This is a genomic window from Pseudarthrobacter sp. TE3704, from assembly GCF_056279405.1.
Genome location: NZ_JBWCCJ010000004.1, coordinates 574,685 through 594,551 on the forward strand (window position 1 = coordinate 574,685; position 19,867 = coordinate 594,551).

General features: G+C 65.9%; 25 protein-coding genes. 13 read left to right on the forward strand and 12 right to left on the reverse strand.

Annotation, left to right across the window (positions count from 1 at the left end):
- Positions 1 to 44: 44 nt before the first annotated feature.
- Together ACZ9BC_RS13800 and ACZ9BC_RS13805 are read right to left on the reverse strand one after the other, a co-directional pair.
- Entirely contained in the window at positions 45 to 560 is a 516-nt protein-coding gene (locus ACZ9BC_RS13800; protein WP_476246394.1) for a hypothetical protein, read from the reverse strand.
- Positions 561 to 689: 129 nt separating this feature from the next.
- Positions 690 to 1,394: a hypothetical protein gene (locus ACZ9BC_RS13805; RefSeq protein ID WP_476246395.1), complete on the reverse strand. Its 705-nt coding sequence runs from the start codon at positions 1,392 to 1,394 to the stop codon at positions 690 to 692.
- Positions 1,395 to 1,422: 28 nt separating this feature from the next.
- Here ACZ9BC_RS13805 and ACZ9BC_RS13810 point away from each other — a divergent pair, with 28 nt between their 5' ends.
- Together ACZ9BC_RS13810 and ACZ9BC_RS13815 are read left to right on the forward strand one after the other, a co-directional pair.
- On the forward strand, positions 1,423 to 1,611 hold the full coding sequence (locus ACZ9BC_RS13810) for a hypothetical protein (RefSeq protein WP_476246396.1): 189 nt from the start codon (positions 1,423 to 1,425) through the stop codon (positions 1,609 to 1,611).
- Positions 1,612 to 2,133: 522 nt separating this feature from the next.
- The gene (locus tag ACZ9BC_RS13815; RefSeq protein ID WP_476246397.1) at positions 2,134 to 2,334 is read left to right on the forward strand and encodes a DUF2795 domain-containing protein; all 201 of its coding nucleotides are present in this window, start codon (positions 2,134 to 2,136) and stop codon (positions 2,332 to 2,334) included.
- Positions 2,335 to 2,347: 13 nt separating this feature from the next.
- On the opposite strand, the gene ACZ9BC_RS13820 is transcribed toward ACZ9BC_RS13815, so the two are convergent.
- Together ACZ9BC_RS13820 and ACZ9BC_RS13825 are read right to left on the reverse strand one after the other, a co-directional pair.
- Positions 2,348 to 2,944 carry a hypothetical protein gene (locus ACZ9BC_RS13820; RefSeq protein ID WP_476246398.1) on the reverse strand — a complete coding sequence of 199 codons (597 nt, stop codon included), beginning with the start codon at positions 2,942 to 2,944 and terminating at the stop codon, positions 2,348 to 2,350.
- Positions 2,945 to 3,029: 85 nt separating this feature from the next.
- Positions 3,030 to 3,920 (reverse strand): AraC family transcriptional regulator, encoded by an 891-nt coding sequence (locus tag ACZ9BC_RS13825; RefSeq protein ID WP_476246399.1) that lies wholly within the window; start codon positions 3,918 to 3,920, stop codon positions 3,030 to 3,032.
- Positions 3,921 to 4,153: 233 nt separating this feature from the next.
- Between ACZ9BC_RS13825 and ACZ9BC_RS13830 the strand changes: the two genes are divergently transcribed.
- The gene (locus tag ACZ9BC_RS13830) at positions 4,154 to 5,158 is read left to right on the forward strand and encodes a hypothetical protein (protein WP_476246400.1); all 1,005 of its coding nucleotides are present in this window, start codon (positions 4,154 to 4,156) and stop codon (positions 5,156 to 5,158) included.
- 7 nt (positions 5,159 to 5,165) lie between these two features.
- On the opposite strand, the gene nhaA is transcribed toward ACZ9BC_RS13830, so the two are convergent.
- Both nhaA and ACZ9BC_RS13840 read right to left on the reverse strand, forming a co-directional pair.
- Positions 5,166 to 6,464 carry a Na+/H+ antiporter NhaA gene (gene nhaA, locus ACZ9BC_RS13835; protein ID WP_476246401.1) on the reverse strand — a complete coding sequence of 433 codons (1,299 nt, stop codon included), beginning with the start codon at positions 6,462 to 6,464 and terminating at the stop codon, positions 5,166 to 5,168.
- A gap of 74 nt (positions 6,465 to 6,538) precedes the next feature.
- Complete coding sequence (locus ACZ9BC_RS13840) at positions 6,539 to 6,706, reverse strand: hypothetical protein (protein ID WP_476246402.1); 168 nt, start codon at positions 6,704 to 6,706, stop codon at positions 6,539 to 6,541.
- 152 nt (positions 6,707 to 6,858) lie between these two features.
- On the opposite strand from ACZ9BC_RS13840, the gene ACZ9BC_RS13845 reads away from it, so the two are divergent.
- The 4 genes from ACZ9BC_RS13845 to ACZ9BC_RS13860 all read left to right on the forward strand — a co-directional run bounded on the left by ACZ9BC_RS13845 (position 6,859) and on the right by ACZ9BC_RS13860 (position 8,601).
- Positions 6,859 to 7,683 carry an MBL fold metallo-hydrolase gene (locus tag ACZ9BC_RS13845; RefSeq protein WP_476246403.1) on the forward strand — a complete coding sequence of 275 codons (825 nt, stop codon included), beginning with the start codon at positions 6,859 to 6,861 and terminating at the stop codon, positions 7,681 to 7,683.
- Between the two features lie 47 nt (positions 7,684 to 7,730).
- Complete coding sequence (locus tag ACZ9BC_RS13850; RefSeq protein ID WP_115525355.1) at positions 7,731 to 7,883, forward strand: LPXTG cell wall anchor domain-containing protein; 153 nt, start codon at positions 7,731 to 7,733, stop codon at positions 7,881 to 7,883.
- Positions 7,884 to 8,000: 117 nt separating this feature from the next.
- A complete protein-coding gene (locus tag ACZ9BC_RS13855; RefSeq protein ID WP_476246404.1) occupies positions 8,001 to 8,231 on the forward strand; it encodes a hypothetical protein in 231 nt (76 codons plus the stop codon).
- Positions 8,232 to 8,397: 166 nt separating this feature from the next.
- Positions 8,398 to 8,601, forward strand: a complete 204-nt coding sequence (locus ACZ9BC_RS13860) for a hypothetical protein (RefSeq protein ID WP_476246405.1) — start codon at positions 8,398 to 8,400, stop codon at positions 8,599 to 8,601.
- A 6-nt stretch (positions 8,602 to 8,607) separates the two neighbouring features.
- Here ACZ9BC_RS13860 and ACZ9BC_RS13865 read toward each other — a convergent pair whose 3' ends face one another.
- Positions 8,608 to 8,820, reverse strand: coding sequence for a hypothetical protein (locus ACZ9BC_RS13865; RefSeq protein ID WP_476246406.1), 213 nt, complete (start codon positions 8,818 to 8,820; stop codon positions 8,608 to 8,610).
- 254 nt (positions 8,821 to 9,074) lie between these two features.
- On the opposite strand from ACZ9BC_RS13865, the gene ACZ9BC_RS13870 reads away from it, so the two are divergent.
- Positions 9,075 to 9,263: a three-helix bundle dimerization domain-containing protein gene (locus ACZ9BC_RS13870; RefSeq protein ID WP_476246407.1), complete on the forward strand. Its 189-nt coding sequence runs from the start codon at positions 9,075 to 9,077 to the stop codon at positions 9,261 to 9,263.
- Between the two features lie 61 nt (positions 9,264 to 9,324).
- Here ACZ9BC_RS13870 and ACZ9BC_RS13875 read toward each other — a convergent pair whose 3' ends face one another.
- The 4 genes from ACZ9BC_RS13875 to ACZ9BC_RS13890 form a co-directional block, all read right to left on the reverse strand.
- Positions 9,325 to 9,798 carry a universal stress protein gene (locus ACZ9BC_RS13875; RefSeq protein ID WP_476246408.1) on the reverse strand — a complete coding sequence of 158 codons (474 nt, stop codon included), beginning with the start codon at positions 9,796 to 9,798 and terminating at the stop codon, positions 9,325 to 9,327.
- A gap of 18 nt (positions 9,799 to 9,816) precedes the next feature.
- Positions 9,817 to 11,199: an FAD-dependent oxidoreductase gene (locus tag ACZ9BC_RS13880; protein ID WP_476246502.1), complete on the reverse strand. Its 1,383-nt coding sequence runs from the start codon at positions 11,197 to 11,199 to the stop codon at positions 9,817 to 9,819.
- A gap of 212 nt (positions 11,200 to 11,411) precedes the next feature.
- Positions 11,412 to 11,834 (reverse strand): arsenate reductase ArsC, encoded by a 423-nt coding sequence (locus ACZ9BC_RS13885; protein ID WP_476246409.1) that lies wholly within the window; start codon positions 11,832 to 11,834, stop codon positions 11,412 to 11,414.
- 143 nt (positions 11,835 to 11,977) lie between these two features.
- Positions 11,978 to 12,652 carry an arsenate reductase/protein-tyrosine-phosphatase family protein gene (locus ACZ9BC_RS13890; protein ID WP_476246410.1) on the reverse strand — a complete coding sequence of 225 codons (675 nt, stop codon included), beginning with the start codon at positions 12,650 to 12,652 and terminating at the stop codon, positions 11,978 to 11,980.
- 46 nt (positions 12,653 to 12,698) lie between these two features.
- Between ACZ9BC_RS13890 and ACZ9BC_RS13895 the strand changes: the two genes are divergently transcribed.
- The 3 genes from ACZ9BC_RS13895 to ACZ9BC_RS13905 all read left to right on the forward strand — a co-directional run bounded on the left by ACZ9BC_RS13895 (position 12,699) and on the right by ACZ9BC_RS13905 (position 15,290).
- The gene (locus tag ACZ9BC_RS13895; protein WP_476246411.1) at positions 12,699 to 13,439 is read left to right on the forward strand and encodes an aquaporin; all 741 of its coding nucleotides are present in this window, start codon (positions 12,699 to 12,701) and stop codon (positions 13,437 to 13,439) included.
- A gap of 76 nt (positions 13,440 to 13,515) precedes the next feature.
- Positions 13,516 to 14,793: a serine/threonine-protein kinase gene (locus ACZ9BC_RS13900; RefSeq protein ID WP_476246412.1), complete on the forward strand. Its 1,278-nt coding sequence runs from the start codon at positions 13,516 to 13,518 to the stop codon at positions 14,791 to 14,793.
- Positions 14,790 to 15,290, forward strand: coding sequence for a hypothetical protein (locus ACZ9BC_RS13905; RefSeq protein ID WP_476246413.1), 501 nt, complete (start codon positions 14,790 to 14,792; stop codon positions 15,288 to 15,290). The genes ACZ9BC_RS13900 and ACZ9BC_RS13905 overlap by 4 nt, the downstream gene beginning before the upstream one ends.
- An 11-nt stretch (positions 15,291 to 15,301) precedes the next feature.
- Here the strand turns inward: ACZ9BC_RS13905 and ACZ9BC_RS13910 are convergent, their stop codons facing one another.
- Positions 15,302 to 15,895 (reverse strand): TetR/AcrR family transcriptional regulator, encoded by a 594-nt coding sequence (locus ACZ9BC_RS13910; RefSeq protein ID WP_476246414.1) that lies wholly within the window; start codon positions 15,893 to 15,895, stop codon positions 15,302 to 15,304.
- Positions 15,896 to 16,013: 118 nt separating this feature from the next.
- On the opposite strand from ACZ9BC_RS13910, the gene ACZ9BC_RS13915 reads away from it, so the two are divergent.
- On the forward strand, positions 16,014 to 17,318 hold the full coding sequence (locus ACZ9BC_RS13915) for an MFS transporter (protein WP_476246415.1): 1,305 nt from the start codon (positions 16,014 to 16,016) through the stop codon (positions 17,316 to 17,318).
- A complete protein-coding gene (locus ACZ9BC_RS13920; RefSeq protein WP_476246416.1) occupies positions 17,319 to 19,817 on the forward strand; it encodes a beta-glucosidase in 2,499 nt (832 codons plus the stop codon).
- The last annotated feature ends 50 nt before the right edge of the window (positions 19,818 to 19,867 follow it).

A 19,867-nucleotide genomic window follows, 5' to 3' on the forward strand; every position in this document is an offset into this window, starting at 1 on the left:
CGGACGCTCTATCAGCTCCTGCCGTGGACAGGGCAGGTAGGAGGCTATGAGGCACTTTTGGTTGCAGATGGTGTCGGAGCCGCCGTAGTGGGTGGCGGTGAGGTGACGCTCGTCGTCGTCGATGGCGTGGACGTGCCGGTTGTTGACGTTGCGGACGGCGATGTTGAGGTTGTGGCCGTGGAAACCGGAGTGGGCGCAACAGTTTTCTTCGTCGGAGCGTCAGAACCGGACGCGGCTTCAAGAGGGACTGAAATCTTTTGCGTGGGTTTGCTGGGCGCGCTCTTGTTGGTAACTGCCACGTCCAGGGTGACGTTCCGCGGGCCACCGGCCAACCATTCGCCGCGCACAATGCACGTCCTGCCCGGCTTCACGCCTTCCGGGCAGGTGTTCACAATTATCCGGAATGTTGTGTTGCCGCCCAGCCCGACATCCGGCACCAGGTCTTCGCTGGTGTCATTCACGATTTCGAAGGATTCAATAGTGCCGGCTCTAACAATCGGGCTTCCCGCACCGGGCTCAATGAGCCAGTCGTCACCGCCAATTCTTACCCGGTGAGTCACGGAAACAGGTGTGGATTCAGTAGCGCCGTTGGGGGATGGTCCGCCGTTTGCAGGTGGCCCGCCACACGCACATAGGGAAGCCAATGCAATGCATGAAAGGGCTGCGGCCCTGGAATGAAGCTTCATCGCTTATCCCTCTCCCGGTTCGAATTCGACCCGGTATTCCGGGCTCTCCTCCAGAACGATTGCGGTGCCGGCACCGCGGGACCAGTTGGCGGGCAGCAGGAAATACTTGTTGGAACTGAGCGTGACGAATTTGAGTCCGGTGTATTTGAAGCCGTACTTTGAGCCGGGAACGGGTACCTTCTCCTCCACCACCGAGCCTCCAAGAGCGAGCGAATGCAGGCTGTAGACCGTCACGGACGGACGCTTGCTCAACTCCCGTTCGTAATCCCTGGACCTGCCCGTGCCCAGTGCTCCTGCATATAACGAACAAGCCCAGAATAGGGCCAGAACCACCAGGAGCACCACGGAAACGTAGCCAAGTTTCTCCCACATCGGCAGGCGCCTTAGCCTTTGGTCACCCAGCGCGGTCCTCCGAAGGGCCCAGAAAGCATATGCACTGACTGCGATTCCACCACCAAGCGCACCGGGCTCAAAGAGAAAAGGTGTCCTGAACGGGGGCTCTTCGAAGATGGTCCACACTCCGAGGGAGGTGAAAAATATCCCAGCGAGAAGCACGAAGCCGGCGGCCAGCTGAACATATCCAAGGCCGACGCCGCGCCGGATGATACTGCGTGTAACGGCATGAATCGCCACGCCCACAATGCTTACGAGCAGGAGGAGGATCGCCGGAACGATCAGGGCATCAGCACTGCGCAGCAGATAATCCACCGTGGAATATTCCAGGACGCTTTGGTCAATGCCGAAGTACGCAGTTCGTGTGGCCGTCATTGTCCAGCCGAACCAAAACGAAAGCGCGGTTGCCACGGTGGTGAGGGGTGCAATGATGGCAAACCATTGCAGGACAGAGTGGCTAAGGTCAGCACCGCTGCTGCTGGACGCCTTGCTCATCCGTGAAGAACGCACCGACCGGGACGAAGAGGAATGAAACCCGCGGCTCAAATTGGTGCGCGGCGTGCTCCCCGGGGCTCTACCCGACGTCACTAGCCGCCTCCTCAGCCTAGGGACGAGCCGGCTCAGGACTGCATCCCGGAACCTCCGCAAAACTCGAGGTGGTCCCTTTCCATCAGGACACAACGGGCGTTACTGCGGCGTTACCCACCCTCCATTCAGTTGGGCTGAATCCGCATACAGGTTTTAGAAGCGGCGGTTCCGCGGCGGCCGGGGATGGGCAGTGGGGGCCTGACGAGCTTTCCTGGCCTGCATGACCCGCTTGAAGATGACGGGAAGCAAAGCGAAGAGCAGTTTCTTCATGGCAGCGATCCTTTGATTGTTGGGTAACTCGTTAGATAGTAAGCACACTTGCTATCTATCCGGCAATGGCTATTTTCTTGCGCGGCACCCTTTCCCCGCCGGAACGTCCAGGCCTAGGATGAACTTCTGTGCGGCCCGGCGCGCCAGCGGAGGAGCCGCGGACCTCAGAGCTCACACATGGAAGGGAACCGAAACCATGGCCGACACTCCGAACCCCATCCAGATCCAGAAGTTCCTCGGCGGCGTGGACTACCCCGCGAGCCGCGATGCGTTGCTGTCCAAAGCAAAGGATTCCGGCGCTGACAGCAACGTGATCGAAGCCCTTGAGGCCATCCCCGACAAGGAGTACGACAGCCCAACGGCCGTAAGCTCAGCGGTGTCGGACAGCAACTCCTAACAGCCGGCGGAAATCACCAGGTGACGAGTTCGTTGCCGTAGCCGGAGTCGCACTCGCCGTCGTGGATGACGCCGTCCCCCGGGGCCACCACGTAGTTGTCCGCAGGGTCAAAGACGGCTGTGTGCACGCCCGTGACTTCCCTGGTGCAGCGGCGGGCAAACCCCGCGCCGTCGTCCTCGCCGCCGATCCAGATATCCAGCCAAATGGATGCCTCACCGAACTCCTCCGCCCCGGTGTGGCACGGGCCTTCCTCGGGCGCGTCACCGTCCCCGCAGGTGTCCTCCACGATGAAGTACCGGCGCACGTTGGGCAGGTAAATGCGGGTCCCGGCTGGGTAGTCCAGAACGTCCTTCCCCGTCTCCTTTGAATGCCCGACGGCGATGGTCACCGGATCCTCGTAGGTGCCGGTCCCGCCGGCCGTCTTATGCAGGACAGGGTGGCTGATGATGGGTGAGCCGGGAGGGGTGTTGTCGAACCAGGTGTAGGCCGTGATGTACACCTGCTCACCCACCGTGTCCTCGGGAGGTGGCGGGGGCTCCTGGTTTGTGCAAGCGCTGGCAGCCAGAACCAACGTGAGCACGCCCGCCAGCGGAAGGACTCGTCGGCCCATGCGGCACCCCCTGTCTCGCAGTTAGGGATGAACATAACACCCGGACCTGTGAGCGTTGTCAGTGCAATCACTCGGAGCCGAACGCTCAGCCAGTAGCTGCCACCGCCAGCCACAGCTCCATGTGGTCCGGCTTCCCCTCCTGGTCGAAGACCGTGGCCAGCAGCTCCGGTTCCGGGAGCGGTTCGTACGGGTTGGCCGGGAACCATTCGCCGTACGCTTTCGCCCAGAGCTGCTGGACCTCCTCGGTCTCCATGCCCTGCGACTCCAGCACCAACCACTGGCGGGCGGGGACCTGGAGTGTCTCGTGCCCGCTGCCCGCCGGAGGTGACTGGTCGGTGGCCGCCGCAAGCCAGTACTCGAAGGTGCTTCCGTCCGCCCGGTCCTCGGCGAAATCCGTGCTCACGGCCAGCACACCGCGCGGGGACCTGGTGGACAGGCTGCTGATCTCCCGGAGAACGGCCAGGCCCAGCTCTTCACGGAACTGCTCCAATGCCAGGTTGGGACCGTTGTAGACCAGCGGCATCCTCCGCCGCCGGCCCACAAGAGTGAACGAGTCCTCATTCTGCAGCCGGTAGTTCATCTGTTGTGTTCCTTTCACTGAGAGGGAGAAGCGCAGCGGGGGCTGCGAGCGCAGCACGGCACCGGCGCGGCGGGCCTCGGCCGGACCCACACCGTGCACTGCACGAAAAGCCCTGCTGAAGGCATCGGCCGAGGCGTAGCCGAAGCGCACAGCCACGTCCTGCAGCGGCTCATCACCCGAGACCACGGCGGACGCAGCGGCTGTCATGCGGCGCCGCCGGACATACTCCGAGACCGGCATTCCGGCCAGCACCGAGAACATCCGCCGGAAGTGGTGCTCCGATGTCAGAGTGATCCGCGCCAGCGCAGCCACATCCACCTCACCGGCAGAGCGGTGCTCCGCACCGTCGCTGATCTGCCGCTCGATGTGCTCGATCGCCCTGTTCCAAAGATCCACTTACTGCCACTCCTGCGTTTGATGATGGGTCCACGTTAGCCATGCGCCACCCGGCCGGGGCCGACGATCCATGCCCGTTCCGGTCGGGCCCCCACGCGGCAGGGACCAACCTTTGGCGGCACTGTCGTGAGGTACGACGCCGGGCGCGGGCCGCCGTCGTACGTTGCCTTCTGCACCCGGGCAGTAACGCGGCAGTAACGCGTGCTGCGGTGGACTTGGGAGGAGGCAGTGACGTGGCCAGAAAGCGCAGACCGGAACCGCGACCTCCCTGGTACCGGCGCCCCAGAGAGCTCATCATCGCTGCCGGCGCGCTGGCGGCGGCCCTCCTGGGCGTCATCAACTTCTGGGAGAAGATCTTCCCGCCGGCCGACGAGGACCTCGCCCGGATCGAGTCCATCCACATCATCAAACGCACCACGCTCACCGGCTTTGCCCCGGAGGGCATCGGCAAGGACCTGCCCCTCGCTCCCGTCCCGGACGCCGCGTCCCTTGGCTGGCTGCCGGCCACGCCCGTCCTTCCGAAGCCAACCTTGGTTCCGGTGCCGACGCTGGTTCCGGAGCCCACGCCGACCGTCAAACCCTTGCCCACGTTTACGACAACGACACCAACCCCCAGCCCCTCGCCAACCTTCACCACAGCGACCAGCAGCCCGACGCCGTCGATCAGCACCTCATCCGGCAGCCCGTCGCCCTCCCCCAGCCCGCCGCCGGAGACCATCCCGGCGTTGACCTCCATTTCCGAGGAGTTCCTCGATGATGTGGTGGCGCAGCCGCCCATGCAGGCCTACGCGCCCCGTGCGCGGGAGTACACCGCGAGGTCGCTGGTGATCGAGGCAGTTGACGACGCCGGCACGCAGCTTCCGCCGGCACGCGTGGCTGAGGAGCTGGCCCAGGCCCTCGAGGAAGTTGAGGCAACTTCCGGCCCGGAGGGCGAGGATCCACACGGCTGGACCGTGGCAGTCCGGGTGGACCTCGAGGGACTGCAAAACATTCCCCTGCTCCTGACGTGGTCCCTGGACGGACTGGACGTTCCGCACACATGGCAGGCAGAGAACCTCGCGTACCGGGTGGTGGGCGCTACCCCGCACGACGCCGGGGTTGCCGAGATCTGGGTGCCCGACCTCAAGCGCCCGGGCACGTACAACGTAAACATCAAGCTGTCCTACGCATCGAGCGGGCTTGTTGCGGACTGGCGCCCACTGCCCCTGCCGGATCCGGGCGTTGTCTCCAGCGGTTAGCGGAGGCCTACTGGGACTCTGCTTCCGTAACGGGAGTGCGCGCCTGATGGCGGTAATACCGGTCGCGCTTAGCCAGGATCAGGGCCCCGATGATTGCGGCGACGAGCGACCCTGCCAGCACGCCGACTTTGACCCTGTCTCCTGCGTCACCGTTGGCGCCGTAGGAAAGTTCTCCAACCAGCAGTGAAACGGTGAATCCGATGCCGCCCACGAAAGCCATGCCCACGAGGTCGGCCCAGCGGATACTGTCATCGAGGCTGATGCCCCGGAAGCGTGTCACGAGATACGTCGTGCCGGTGATCCCCAGGACCTTGCCCACAACGAGCCCGGCGATGATGCCCAAGGCGATGCTGTCCGTAAACGACTGGGCAAGTCCGTCCAGGCCACCGAACGCGACGCCGGCCGAGAAGAAGGCAAACAGCGGCACGGCCACGCCTGAGGAAACCACGCTCCACCGGTCAGCGAAGTGGGCAGCCAGTCCCTCATAAACCGGGGAACCGTCTGCCCCTGTCCCGGCATTCACCCGGGCGCGCCTGGTCGCAATCACAGGGACCATAAAGCCCAACAGCACTCCTGCCACCGTGGCGTGGACGCCGGAGGCATGGACCAGCGCCCAGGTGGCAACACCCAGCGGTATCAGCACCCACCACGCCCGGACTCCGCGCTGCACGGCAAGAGCAAACAGCGCCAGCGGGACAAGAGCCAAGGCGAGGGCCAGGACATCGATGCTGCTGGTGTAGAACACCGCGATGATCGTGATGGCCAGCAGATCGTCAACCACCGCCAGCGTCAGCAGGAACGTCCGCAGCGCCGGCGGCAGGTGCCTGCCGACGACGGCCAGCACTGCAACGGCGAAAGCGATGTCCGTGGCGGCAGGGATCGCCCAGCCCTTCAACGCGTCGCCTCCGGCAGACAGGTTTACCAGGACGAAGATCAGGGCGGGGGCTATTACTCCCCCGGCAGCGGCCGCGATCGGGACGATGGCGGTCTTCGGGTTCCGGAGCTTTCCGGCAACAAATTCCTCCTTCAACTCCAGTCCCACGACGAAGAAAAAGATCGCCAGCAGCCCGTCCGCTGCCCAGGCACCGACGCTGAGGTTCAGGTGCAAGGACTCGGGACCGAAGGTGAAGTCGCGCAGCGCTGAGTACCAGCCGGCAGCACCGGAATTCGCGAGGACGAGTGCTAGAACAGTGGCGCCGAGCAGCAACGCACCGCCCACCGTGTCCTGTTTGAGCGTTTGATGGATACCGCGCCAGATCGAATGCGGCTGCTGGTTGACGGGCAGGAAAGAAGAATCAGGTGACATTAGGACGCTCTCGTTGAGTTTGGGCACGCAGAACAACACGTCCGTGGTCCCTGTTCGAGAGAGGCGGACGCGGGCTAGGTCCGTGGTGGCGGGCAGCCGGCGATTTCGCCGTGCGCGTTGGTACCCCAGGAGCTCATCCACCCGTTGGTTCCGCTGGCGCGCTTTGTCAGCAGCAGCCGCTTCGGGAAGGCCTCGGCCGCTTCCGCGCAGGAGCGCGGGATACGGGGCCGTGGATACGTCACCAACCCATCGTAGCGCGGGGCCCAAAGTCTGCACCCGCTCCCACGGAGCAAAAGGGCTGGCTGTGGGGAACGTCCCATGGCGCTTGCCTCCCGCTCCCGGCAGGCCCTACCGTCTCCACTAGCGGTTCCACCCCACAAGCGGAAGGCATTCGATGCTGAAGGAAGTGGCTGAGGGCGTTCTGGTCCACGAGAGCGAGTTCATCCAGAGCAATTCCGTTGTGGTGCAGGGCCGGGACGGTGTGCTGCTTATCGACCCCGGCATCACCAGCGGCGAAATGGCGGACCTCGCCAACGACCTCCGCCGGCTGGGCCAGCCCGTGGTGGCAGGCTTCTCCACGCATCCGGACTGGGACCACGTGCTCTGGCACCCGGACTTTGGCGACGCGCCCCGCTATGGCACGGCCCGCTGCGCCGCCTCGATCCGGGATGTGCTGGCCAGCGCGGACTGGAAGGAGCGCGTAGCCGAGGGGCTGCCGCCGGAGTACGCCGACGAGATCCCGATGGATCTGCTCGGCCTTATCACCGGCCTGCCCGCCGGCGCTGCCCACCTTCCCTGGGAGGGCCCCAGAATACGGATCATCGAGCATCAGGCCCATGCCCCGGGCCATGGTGCGCTGTTGATCGAGGAGCGCCGGGTCCTGGTCGCCGGCGACATGCTCTCGGACATCCTGATGCCGTTCCTCGATCTGGAGGCCGCGGATCCGCTGGGCGACTACCTTGCCGCGTTAGGGCTGTTCGACGGCGTTGCAGACGCCGCTGATGCGGTCATCCCCGGGCACGGCTCAGTGGGCGGAGCTGAACAAGTGCGGGCACGCATCGCGTTGGACCGCGCGTACGTGCAGGCCTTGCGGGACGGCCGTGCTCCCGATGACCCGCGGGTTGGTCCACTGGCCCCGTTGGACTGGCTTCCGGAGGTGCATGACTGGCAACTCCAGCGGCTCGCCCAAAAGAGCGGGGGCGGGACGACGCCCGGGTAGCTGTACCGCCCGTGTCCGTGCCAGTGTCTTGGGACTAGGCTTCGGACATGGGACTCATCATCACACTGCTGATCATCTGGCTTGTTCTGTCCATCCTGGGCTTCATCATCGAGGGCCTGTTGTGGCTGGCCCTCATTGGCCTGGTGCTGTTCGCCGCCACAGCCGCCTGGGGCTGGGTCAAGCGCAGAGCCCGGACCTGAAGCGTTTTCACCCCCGCGCCGCCCAACCTTGCGCCAATCTTTCAGAAAATCCCGCACGTTCCTGATGCTTATGCCGCAGGATCGGGGCAGGTAGACGAACGATAGTTGGGGGACATCATGACGGACGACGGCGGCACAGGCGCCGCGGACGGGGGCGGGGACGCCCTGAGCGGCGAGACGATGGTGATCCGGACCTGGCTTGAGCCAAACGGCGGGTCCAGTTTCAGGGCCCGGATCACGTACGGCAAGGCGACGGCCGGGGAGCCGAACAGGTTTGCCACCTCTGATCCGGACGAGGTGCTGGACGTGGTGCGTCAGTGGCTGGACGCCCAGCGCGCCGACAACTAGGACCTCCATAGCCGCTTGGCTGCTTTGCAGGTTTAGGTTGAACACTGTCAAGGGGTTACTTGCGGGGCGGAATCTGGGACCATGAAAGGACGCTTCCGCTGCGGAGGCCTTTGAATTACTGTCTTTCGCCTTGCATTTCGGTGCCGGCGGCAGTGGGTAGGTTCTCATGCTGGATCCTTTGGCACAGGCGAAGGCTCTCGTCCGCGACGATGCCTCCTCACTTCCGGTTCTGTGGGGCTGGTACTGGGGAAACGGCGGGAACGCAGGCTTGGTTGAGTTCGACGCCTGCCTTTACGACCTCATGGTTCTTGACGCCTTTGACCTGAAAATCCTGGCGTGGGCGCTGGAGGACTTCGCGCTGCATTCGTAAGTGACTTCAGGCCGCGTCCACGGAGAGTTCTTCAAGCGCGGATGCGAGAGCTTCCACATCAAACCAGCGGACAACCAGAATGCCATAAATAAAGGCGTCGAATTCGAAGGGATGGCAGCGCCCGCCGTGGTTCCAATAGGAGATCCAAAGGTCAATCAAGGACACATCCGCACGCCCTAAGAGCATGGTGGCTGCCTGCCGCAGGTCTTCCATGACCAATGCTCGCTTCTGCTACACCCACCCTGCAAGAGCAGCAACAGGCTGTCAGTACTGAGCGAACTGGAAGCACTGTGCGGGGACGAAGAAAGCCCGCCGGTGGGGGACCGACGGGCTTTCCAAAACTGACGTTACAGGCAAGCAATTTGGTCAACGAGTGGACGATCCTACGTACGACGGCGTCAGCGATCCCAGATGAGCGCGGCGATTAAAAATGGTTGTTGACTCTCCCGGCCGGCAGGCCCGAAGCTTTGGGGATGACCAAAGAACCTGAAGCGCTGATGGCTGTCATCGACCGGCTGGCCGAGCGGTTCCCCCAACACCAACGCTCCCTCATTGAAGACGTGGTTGCCGAAGAGCACGGCCTGCTCGACGACGGGCCCGTCCGGGACTACGTACCGCTCCTTGTGGAACGGGCGGCAAAGCTGCGCCTCGCCCACAAGTAGCCCACCCGGTCCGCACCAATAAGCGCAAACCGCGTGCCGCCGTCGTACGCTCACGACCCGCCTACCCGCCCTCCGGAACAACGAGGACGGGCCGCTGCTGATGCCGGATCAGGGCGGCAGGCACGGATCCCTCAAGGACCCTGTCCAGCCACGCCACGGACCCCGGCCGGCCGGCGCCCACCACGAGCAGCGCCGCATCGGTGTTCCTGGCCAGGCGGTTCAGGGCCTTGGAAACATCGCCGTTCAGTACCCGGAAGGACCAGGACTCCCCCGGCTCCCCGAGAACATTTTCAAGCCTCCGCTGCAGGTGCGCTGAAGGGAACTCGGCTTCTTCGTTGATGCTCGGATCCAGGGACAGTGCTATCCGCTGGTTCACCGGCGCCCATTCCGTGAGGTAGCTGGCCGGATCGACAAACGCGCAGATCAGGTGCTCTCCCATTGCCGCCGCGAGGGCCGCTGCAGTGCGGACCAGGTGCTCGGAAAAGTTCCATTCAACGCCGACGACAACGGGCCCGTCCGGCCATTCCTGGGCCATGAGGAGGTTGTTTCCTTTTCAGTTGGCGGTGCCGGAGCGGCCGTGGGCCAGGCCGGTGGGGAAGCCCACCAGCACCGGTTCGGGTGCGGCGCAGCAACCGGACTCTGAGGCCTCTGCCGCCAGCGCCGTGGCGGGGACGTCGCAGCTGGTGCCGGCGTCCGTGGAGCAGACCCCGGTTTCGGGGAGTTCGAGGTGGACGGCGTCGGCTGATTCCTGGTCGCCGGCGAGGGCGGCGGTCACGGAGCGGACCTGCTCGTAGCCGGTGGCCAGCAGGAAGGTGGGTGCCCGGCCGTAAGACTTCATCCCCACGATGTAGAAGTCCTTGTCCGGGTGGGCGAGCAGCTTCGCTCCGTGCGGCGGGACAGTGCCGCAGGAGTGGAATTCGGGGTCGATCAGCGGGCCCAGTTCCATCGGCGCTTCGACGGCGGGGTCCAGGTTGAGGCGGAGCTCGCGCAGGATGTCCAGGTCAGGGCGGAACCCCGTGCACGGAACCACGACGTCGGCCTCGAGGGTGCGGCCGTCCACCGCGCCGACGGTGACGGAGGAGTCCAGAAATTTGATCGAGCTGATCCCGAAGCCGGTGTGCAGTTCGATCTTTCCGGCCTCTACGAGCCGGCGGACCCGGCCGCCCAGCTGGCCGCGGGCAGGCAACCCGTCGAGGTCGCCTCCGCCGTAGACCTTGTCCGCAGTTGCGCCACGGACGGCCCACAGGATCCGGGTGTCCGGCACTTCCTTGGCGAGGTCAGAAAGGTTGATGAGGGTGTTGGCGGCGGAGTGTCCGGCACCGACCACCAGGACCCGGCGGCCGGCAAAGGCGGCACGGTCACGGCCGGCAACGTCGGGCAGCGGCGCCGAGATCCGCTCCCCTGCTGCTTCTTCGCCGATAGCTGGAAGGCCCGAGGTGCCCAGCGGGTTGCGGGTGGACCAGGTGCCGGAGGCGTCGATGACCGCTGCCACGGTGTGGTCCCGGGTTTCACCGTCGGCGTGCTCGACGCGCACCACGAAGGGTGTGGTGTCCCGGCCTTTGATGTGGGTCTTGTCCAGGCCCTGCCGGGTGACGGCGGTGACGCGTGCGCCGGTCTGCAGGCGGGAAGAGATCTGCGGAAGGGCGGCCAGGGGCGCAAGATACTTGTCGATCAGCTCCCCGCCGTAGGGCAGTGCTGTAGGCCGGGGCGCTTCCCAGCCGGCGGCTTCCAGGAGGCGGATGGCGGCGGCGTCCGTGTTGAACCGCCACGGTGAGAAAAGACGGATGTGGCGCCAGTGCTCGATGGCCGCGCCCGCCGTCGTACCTGCTTCAAAGATCAGCGGTTCCAGGCCCCGCTCCAGCAGGTGGGCGGCGGCGGCCAGGCCAACGGGCCCGGCGCCGATCACGCCGACTGGAAGGTTCTTCGCTGCATCCATGGTGTCCTCGTTCATCCGTAATGGTGGTGCGGTGCTGTTAGCGGCCGGGTTGCCCAACTAGGTAGCAGTAACTGTCGTTTTGAGGCCCCAAAACGACACTTACTGCTACCTAGTTGGGTGGGGGTCAGCAGCAGTCCTCGTCGTCGCAGCAACCTGAGTCGCCGCAGCATCCGTTGGTCATGAGGCTCACCCCCTCCCCTGTCAGATCCGGGTTACTTGACGGCCGGGGTCAGGGAGTCGATCAGGCCCTCGATGCGGCTCTTGATCTCATCGCGGATAGGGCGGACGGACTCGACGCCCTTGCCGGCCGGGTCCTCCAGCACCCAGTCCTCGTAGCGCTTGCCGGGGAAGTACGGGCACTCGTCGCCGCAGCCCATGGTGATCACCACGTCGGACTCCTTGACGGCCTCGGTGGTGAGGACCTTGGGCACCTCGGCGGACATGTCGATGCCCAGCTCTGCCATGGCTTCAACGGCGGCGGGGTTGATCTTTTCGGCGGGCTGGGACCCGGCGGAGCGGACCTCGATCTGGCCCTTGCCAAGCGTGCTGAGGAACGCGGCTGCCATCTGGGAACGGCCGGCGTTGTGGACGCAGACGAACAGGACGGAGGGCTTCTTGGCGGTTTCGGTGCTCACGGGTTGTCTCCTGGTATCGGTTGGGTTGGACTGCGGCCGTGCTGACACTCTCGAACCAAACATTGATGATGATCGATATAGCGAGTATCTGGCCGTACATTGATAAATGTCAATATGTGGTTGTGAAAAGCTCCCCGGCTGTATCAGGCAGCGGTAATGCGGGGGGCGAGGTCCGCGACCCGGCTGGCGATGTCCGCAAAGGCAGCGTCGAAGGCGTCCTTGGTGCCGAGGCGCAGCGGGTCCGGGATGGACCAGTGGATTCCCGCCAGCCCGGTCAGTTCCTCGTGCGCGTTGTCGCATACAGTCACCACAAAATCCGCGTCACCGGCGACGTCATCCAGTGCCTGGGGCGCGACGGCGGGAAGGTGGAGCCCGTGGCGGCGGGCGGCGTCGACGGCCCCGGGGGCGATGCGGTCCGCGGGGTGCGTCCCGGCGGACGCTGAAGGGACGGCACTCGCCTGGCTCCAGAGGGCTGCGGCCAGCTGGGAGCGGGCGCTGTTGCGCGTGCAGACGAACAGGACCCGCTGCGCGCCGTGGACCGCGCCGGGAACCAGCCCGTCCAGCGCCCCGGCGGCCAGCCGGAGGTAGCTGCGGCGCCTGTCCGCCTCGGAGCGGTGCCGGGTTGCGAGCCCGGCGTCCTCCAGGGTTTTGAGGTGGTGTGCGAGCAGGCTGGAGGACATGTCCAGCTCGGCCTGCAGTTCCGTGGGCGAGAAATCCCCGAGCGTCAGGAGATCAACGATGCGCAGGCGCGCCGGGTCGGCGAGGGCCGCATGCCGGGCGACGCGCGCTTCAAAGTCGGAAGCTGGCTCAATCTTCATTGATTCAATTTTGACTGAGCTATTCTTGGTGCGTCAAGCTGGTGGCATGACTTTGAACCAGCCGCCGCTGTGGCGCCGCGCCGTCGCCGAACTGCTCGGCACCGCCCTGCTCGTTGCCATCGTCGTGGGGTCCGGGATCGCCGCCCAGCAGCTCTCCCCCAACGACGTGGGCCTGCAGCTGCTCCAGAACAGCACCGCCACGGTCCTTGGCCTGACGGTGCTGATCCTGGTGTTCGGCCCGGTCAGCGGAGCGCATTTCAACCCCGTCGTCTCCCTGGCAGACTGGTTCCTCGGCCGGCGCAGCCATTCGGGCCTGACCCTGCCGGACCTCGGCGCCTACGTCGCCGCCCAGGTAACCGGGGCCATCGGTGGCAGCGTGCTCGCCAACGCGATGTTCGACGTCGGGACCTCCTTCTCCGCCAAGGACCGGGCAAGCGGCGGGCACCTGATGAGCGAAGTCGTGGCCACCGCCGGGCTGGTCCTGCTGATCTTCGCCCTCGCCGCCACGAACCGCGGCGCCCTCGCCGCACCCGCCGTGGGCGCCTATATCGGGGCGGCGTACTGGTTCGCCTCCTCAACCTCGTTCGCCAACCCCGCAGTGACCGTAGGCCGGATCTTCAGCGACACCTTCGCCGGCATCGCCCCCGGCTCCGTACCCCCGTTTGTGGTCGCCCAGCTGGCGGGCGCCGCCGTGGGCCTGGGCCTGCTGCTCCTGCTGTTCCCGGCCGCCGCGCGCGCCGCGGACGACGTCGTTATCCCCCACGGCAGCCGGGCAGCCAACCCGTAGGCTCAGGTGGTCTATTCATAGCCGCTTCCGCGCGCCTGGCATGGCTAGAGTAGGTGCTGGACGGAAGGCATCAACCATGACCGAACATACGGATACCGGTTTGGCCGGCACCATCCTCCGCGAGCGTTACAGGGTGGAGGAAGTCCTTGGCCACGGCGGCATGGGAAGCGTCTACCGCGGGACGGACGTGGTTTTAGGCCGGGAGGTGGCCCTGAAGATCTTCCGGGAGGACCTCACCGACCCCGAGGAACTGGCCCGGCAGCAGGCTGAAGCCCGGATGCTCGCCCAGCTGAACCACCACGGCCTGGTCACACTCTTCGACACCGGCACTCTGCTCCGGGGCCACAGGGAAGTGCCCTTCCTGGTCATGGAACTTGTTAACGGAACCGACCTTCGCCGCCACCTCGCAGCCGGGCCGCTGGCCGGGGGCGAAGCGGCGCGGCTGGGAGCCGAACTGGCTGAAGCACTGCATTACATCCACCAGCGCGGCGTGGTGCACCGCGACGTGAAACCCGCGAACATCCTGCTGACCCGCTACGCGGCAGACTCCCCGCTGCGGCCCAAGCTTGCCGACTTCGGGATTGCAAGAATGCTCGACGGCGCCCGGCTCACCGCCACCAACATGGTTCCGGGAACAGCGGCCTACTTGAGTCCGGAGCAGGCCCGCGGGGACACGGTGGGACCGCCGGCGGACATCTACTCGCTGGGCCTGGTGCTGCTGGAGGCCCTCACGGGGACGGTGGCATTTCCCGGGCCTCCGCTCGAAGCCGCGGTGGCACGGCTCTCCCGGCTCCCGGACGTTCCCGATTCCCTTGGCCCGCAGTGGAAGTCGCTGCTGACCGGCATGACATCCCTGGACCCGCAGGACAGGCCGGATGCCGCGGAGGTGGCAAGGATACTGGGAACGGCCGGCTGGAGCGTGCCGGCGGGAGGAGCAGGCGAGGCTCCGACTGCCGTCGCATCGTCCCACCCGGCCACGCGGATCCTGGACGCGGGTGACGCCGGGTACCGCGTGGCGGGGAGCCCTGCCGCGCAGGGAAGCAGCTTGCCCGTCCTCTCCGACAGCCAGGCCACCAACGCCACGTCCTGGCAGCCTGCCCCACAGTTACCGGCGCGGGCACCTGCCTCGGCACACCCGAAGCCTGCCCGGAAGCGTCTCGGGGACAAACCCGGCCCCATGCGGCGCCGCCGCCTGGGGATCCTGGCCGCTGCCGCCGTCGTCGTTCTCATCCTCGGGGCAGTCCTGCTGACGTCCCTCCAGCGGCCGCAGCCCGCGCCGGTGGATCCGGGACCGGCGATCCCCGGGCAGCTGGGCGAGCACTTCAAGGAACTCGAAGAAAGCGTCAGGCCATGAACCGCCATCCCCGCCGAAAGCTGACGACCGCCGTCCTTGGCGCTTGCCTTGGCGCGGCCCTGCTGTCGGGATGCTCTCCTGCGCCTGACCTGGACACTGCGGTGGCCGGCCAGCTGCAGACGCGCGTGGCCTCGGCAAAGGAACTGGCTGCGGCACAGGACTTCCCGTCGGCGCTGGCCGAGCTTCAGCAGCTGAACCGGGACGTGGCAGCCGCTACGGAGCAGGGCAAGGTCTCGCAGCAGCGGAAGGCCCGGATCGAGGCGGCCATCAGCACGATCAGGAGTGACCTGGAAGCAGCCCTGGCACCGGCGCCGACGCCCCCTGCAACCGATCGGCCGCTGACCAAGGACGAACAGGAGCGGCTCGAAGAGGCGCAAAAAGAGGCTGAGAAGCAGCGCGAGGAGGCGCAGAAGGAGGCCGAAAAGCTGCTGGAAGAGGCACAGGAGGAAGCTGAAAAGCAACGCAAGGAGGCCGAAAGGCAGCGGAACAGGGACTAAGAGGTAGCTGTTTACTTCCCGGAGGGCGGCTTCATGAGGATGTCGGTGAGTTGGGTCAGGCCGCCGGCCATGTCCACCTTCTTGTCGTAGAGCCATTGCAGCTGCAGTCCGTCAAAGGCTGCGATGACCAGCCTCGCGAGTGCCTGCGCGGGAACATCGTTGCGCACTTCACCCGAATCCTGGCGGCGCTGGATGTCCTCGCCCAACTCCGTCACAAGCATGGCGTAGCGGTCCTCGAAATACGGGTGTGAGTCGTGCCCGGGGTCGCTGGCCGTCGCTGAGGCCACGGCGTACAGCGTGGTGAGTCCGGGTTCGTTGCGGTTCCGTTCTGCGACGGGCGCCAGCAGCCGGAGTCCTGTCTTGGCGTCATCGGCAGTATTGAGGACCCGCCGGTCCCGCTCGGACAGGACGGCAGTCAGCAGCTCCTGTTTGCCCCTGAAGTAGTGGAACAGGGTGGCTTCCTTAACACCTACGAGCTCGGCCACCCTTTTCAGCGCCGCACCTTCAAAGCCTTCAGTGGCGAAGACATCCGTTGCTGTCTGGATGATCTGCTCCCGGCGCTCCGCTCCTTTGGCGTACTGGCCACGCGGCTTTGATGTCGGCATCACGACAGTTTATTTCACACGCCTCCCCCGAAAACCTAGTCTTACTTGGTTTTTGTGTATATGATCCTTTTCACGGCCCAACGGAGGGTCGCTTTCATCAGGAGGCAATGTGGCCGATATGACCATTTCCCAAGATCCCGCTGCATCTCCGGCCAGCGGTGCCTTGGGCAGCAGCACAGCAGACACCACCGCCGGAACCGGCGCCCCCTCGCCGGTCAAGGCACCCCGTGCCTACGTCATCGGCATGCCCATCGCCAGCGCCGGGCTCTGGATGGCTGTGCTGGCTCCGGCGCTTGTGGTGCTGGCCATCAAGGTTTCCGAGATCACCACCCCGGAAACCCGGGCGGGCGCCCTGAGCCTGGTGGCCGGCGTCGGCGCCCTGGCAGCGCTGCTGGCCAACCCGTTCTTCGGGAGGCTGAGCGACCGCACCACATCCCGGTTCGGTATGCGCAAGCCCTGGATTGTTGGCGGTTCCCTGGTGGGGCTCGTGTCGCTGTTCTTCCTGGGTTCGGCCACCGATGTCATCGGGGTGCTGGTTGCCTGGCTGTTTACGCAGCTCGGCTTCAATGCCGCCCTTTCTGCCTTGGTTGCCACGCTTCCTGACCAGGCCGGCCCCACCGAACGCGGCCGTCTCTCCGGCCTGATTGGCATGACGCTTCCCCTCGGCCTGGTTGCCGCCGCATTCCTTGCGCAGCTGTTCGATAACGCACTGCAGATGGCAGTGGTGCCCGGCATCATCGGCACCGTGGTGGCCATCGCCTTTGCCTTCACGTTCAAAGACCGGGTCCTGACCGAGAAGCCTGCCCCGCTGAACTTGAAGGAGATCGCGGGCTCGTTCTACTTCGACCCCCGCACCAACCCCGGACTGGGGTGGGCCTGGTTCACCAAGTTCCTGGTGTACATCGGGTACTGCGCGGGCCTGCTTTACCTGCCGTACTTCTTCATCGACCACCTCAAGGTCGCCGAAGCGGATGTCACCGCCCTGGTCTTCCAGGCAACCCTGGTCAACTCCGCCGGCACCGTCCTCACCAGCCTCGCCGGAGGCTGGATCAGCGACCGCATCGGCAAGCGCAAGGCTATGGTCATCGCCTCGGCAATCATCGTGATGCTCGGCCTGGTCGTCATCGCCACCAGCACCACCACCGACCAGGTCCTGGTGGGACAGGCAATCACCGGCCTCGGCCTGGGCTGCTTCGGAGCCGTGGACGTTGCCCTCATCACCGACCTGCTGCCCAAGGACCAGAGCGAGAACGCGAAAACCTTTGGTGTCTTCAACATCGCCCAGGCACTGCCCCAGTCCCTGGTGCCGGCCATCGCGTTCCCCGTTATCACCCTCGGCGGTTACCCCGCACTCTTCATCGGCGGGGCCGTCGTCGGCATCATCGGCGCCGTCCTCGTCACCCGCATCAAAGGAGTCAAATAGATGAACCCCACCCTGTCCCCTGCCGTAACTGCCCCGCCCGCAGGTTCGCCCGACGCCGAAGCACGCATCCGCGAACTGGCCGAAAGCCTCCCCCTTGAACAGCAGATCCAGCTCCTGACGGGCGCGGATGTCTGGGCAACCCACGCCCTTCCTTCCATCGGCCTTTCCCGCGTCGTCCTCTCCGACGGCCCGTCGGGGGTCCGTGGTGAAGACTTCGACGAGCGGCACGACTCAGTCTCCCTGCCGTCGTCGTCCGCCCTGTCCGCCACCTGGAGCGTGGACGTTGCACGCCGCTACGGCCAGGTCCTGGGCCAGGAAGCCCGCCGCAAGGGCGTCCACGCCGTACTTGGCCCCACCATCAACCTGCACCGCTCACCTTTGGGCGGAAGGCACTTCGAGTGCATGAGCGAAGACCCCCGGCTCACCGCAACCCTGGCCGCCGGCTACGTGGCCGGCGTGCAGTCCATGGGCATCGGGGCAACACCCAAGCACTACCTGGCCAACGAGGCCGAAACGGACCGCTTCACCGTCGATTCCGTGGTGGACGAGCGCCCGCTGCGTGAGCTCTACCTCGCAGCCTTCGAAGACGCCATCACCGAAGCACGCGCCTGGCTGGTGATGAGCTCCTACAACTCCATCAACGGCACCACGGCCAGCGAGAATGACCTCCTCAAGACCCCTCTGTCCACAGAATGGGGCTTTGACGGCGTCGTTGTCTCGGACTGGACCGGCGTGCGGTCTGTCGAAGCGGCCAACGCCCACCAGGACCTCGAGATGCCCGGCCCGGTCGGCCACTGGGGACCCAAACTGCTCGCAGCCGTCGAGGACGGCCGCGTCAGCCGCGCCGCCATCCTGGAAAAAGTCATCCGCATCCTCCGCCTGGCTGCCCGCGTCGGATCGCTTGAAGGCGTCTCCCCCGCGGTGGCCGACCTTCCGCCGGCCCTCGACGCCGCCGCCGTCGCCCGTGAAGTAGCGGTCCGGGGCGCCGTCCTGGTCCGCAACAAGGACGGACTCCTGCCCCTTGACCCGTCAGCCCTTGCCAGCGTTGCAGTGAGCGGCCACAACGCCGAAGAGGCCCGCACGCAGGGCGGCGGCAGCGCCACCGTCATGCCCAAGTACACCGTCTCTCCCCTGGAGGGGCTGCGCGAAGCCCTGCCGGAAAGCGTCAGCGTCAGCTACGCCCGCGGAGCCAAGGTAGCCGAAGGCCTGCAGGCTTTCCCGCGCACCTCGCTGCACAACCCCGTCTCCGGCGTTCCCGGCCTGCGGGTGACCTTCCTGTCCGAGGACGGTTCGGAAATTTCCGGTGAGGACCGGCTCGCGTCCCACCTGATCTGGTTCGGCGTCGGGATCCCGGAGGGTGCCGCCGCCATCCGCATGGAAGCTGACTGGACTGCCCCCACGGCAGGCATCCATCACCTGGGCGTGGGAACGGTGGGCCACATCCGTTTCTCGCTGCAGGGCGAGGAAGTGTTTAACGGCGGGATCGAGGATGACACCGACGTGCTCGGCGCCGCGCTCTTCGACCCGCCCAAGACCGTCCACCCCGTGGAAACCGCTGCGGGCGAAGCGGTGCGCATCGAGGCCGTTTACGAGCTGCCCAAGCAGCAGGTCATCCCGTTCACCGCCATCCTCCTGGGCGAGGAGACCGTCGTGGAGGACCCCCAGGCCGATATTGACGCGGCAGTGGAAGCGGCAAAGGCCGCGGACGTTGCCGTCGTGGTGGTGGGAACCAGCGCCGCGATCGAGTCCGAGGGCTTTGACCGCAAGGACCTTGACCTTCCCGGCCTGCAGAACCAACTGGTCGAAGCTGTTGCCGCTGTCAACCCGCGCACCGTCGTCGTGGTCAACTCCGGTTCGCCGGTCCTCATGCCGTGGCTCGACAAGGTGGGAGCCGTCCTGCTCGGCTGGTTCGGCGGCCAGGAGTTCGGCCGTGCCATCGCGGACATCCTCCTCGGCGTCGAAGAGCCTGGCGGCCGCCTGCCCACCACCTGGCCCGCAGCCCTGGAGGACGTTCCGGTATCGAACACCACACCGGTGGACGGCAAGGTGGTCTACTCGGAAGGCATCCACGTTGGCTACCGGGCCTGGCTCAAGCAGGAAGCTGCCGGCGGCGCCGCTCCTGCCCTGCCGTTCGGCTTCGGCATGGGCTACACCACCTTCGAACTGGGAACAGCCCACGCGCCCCAGTACGTAACCGCCGGAGAGGACGTCGTGGTGCACGTACCGGTCCGCAACACTGGCAAGCGCACCGGCCGTGAAACGGTGCAGGTGTACCTGGACCGCCCCGGCTCCGCCGTGGAGCGCCCCGTCCGCTGGCTCGCCGGCTACGCGGGAACGCACCTGGCGCCGGGAGGTACGGAAAGCGTGGAAGTGCGGATCCCGGCACGGTCCTTCGGCCATTACGACGGCGGCTGGAAATTTGAGCAGGGCACGTTCCGCCTGCTGGTGGGCCGCCACGCCGCCGACGACTTCCAGGCACTGGACATCGAACTCCGGTAAAACTGAGCGATCAGAACGAAGGCCGGGCTGGATCCGAATACTTCGGGTCC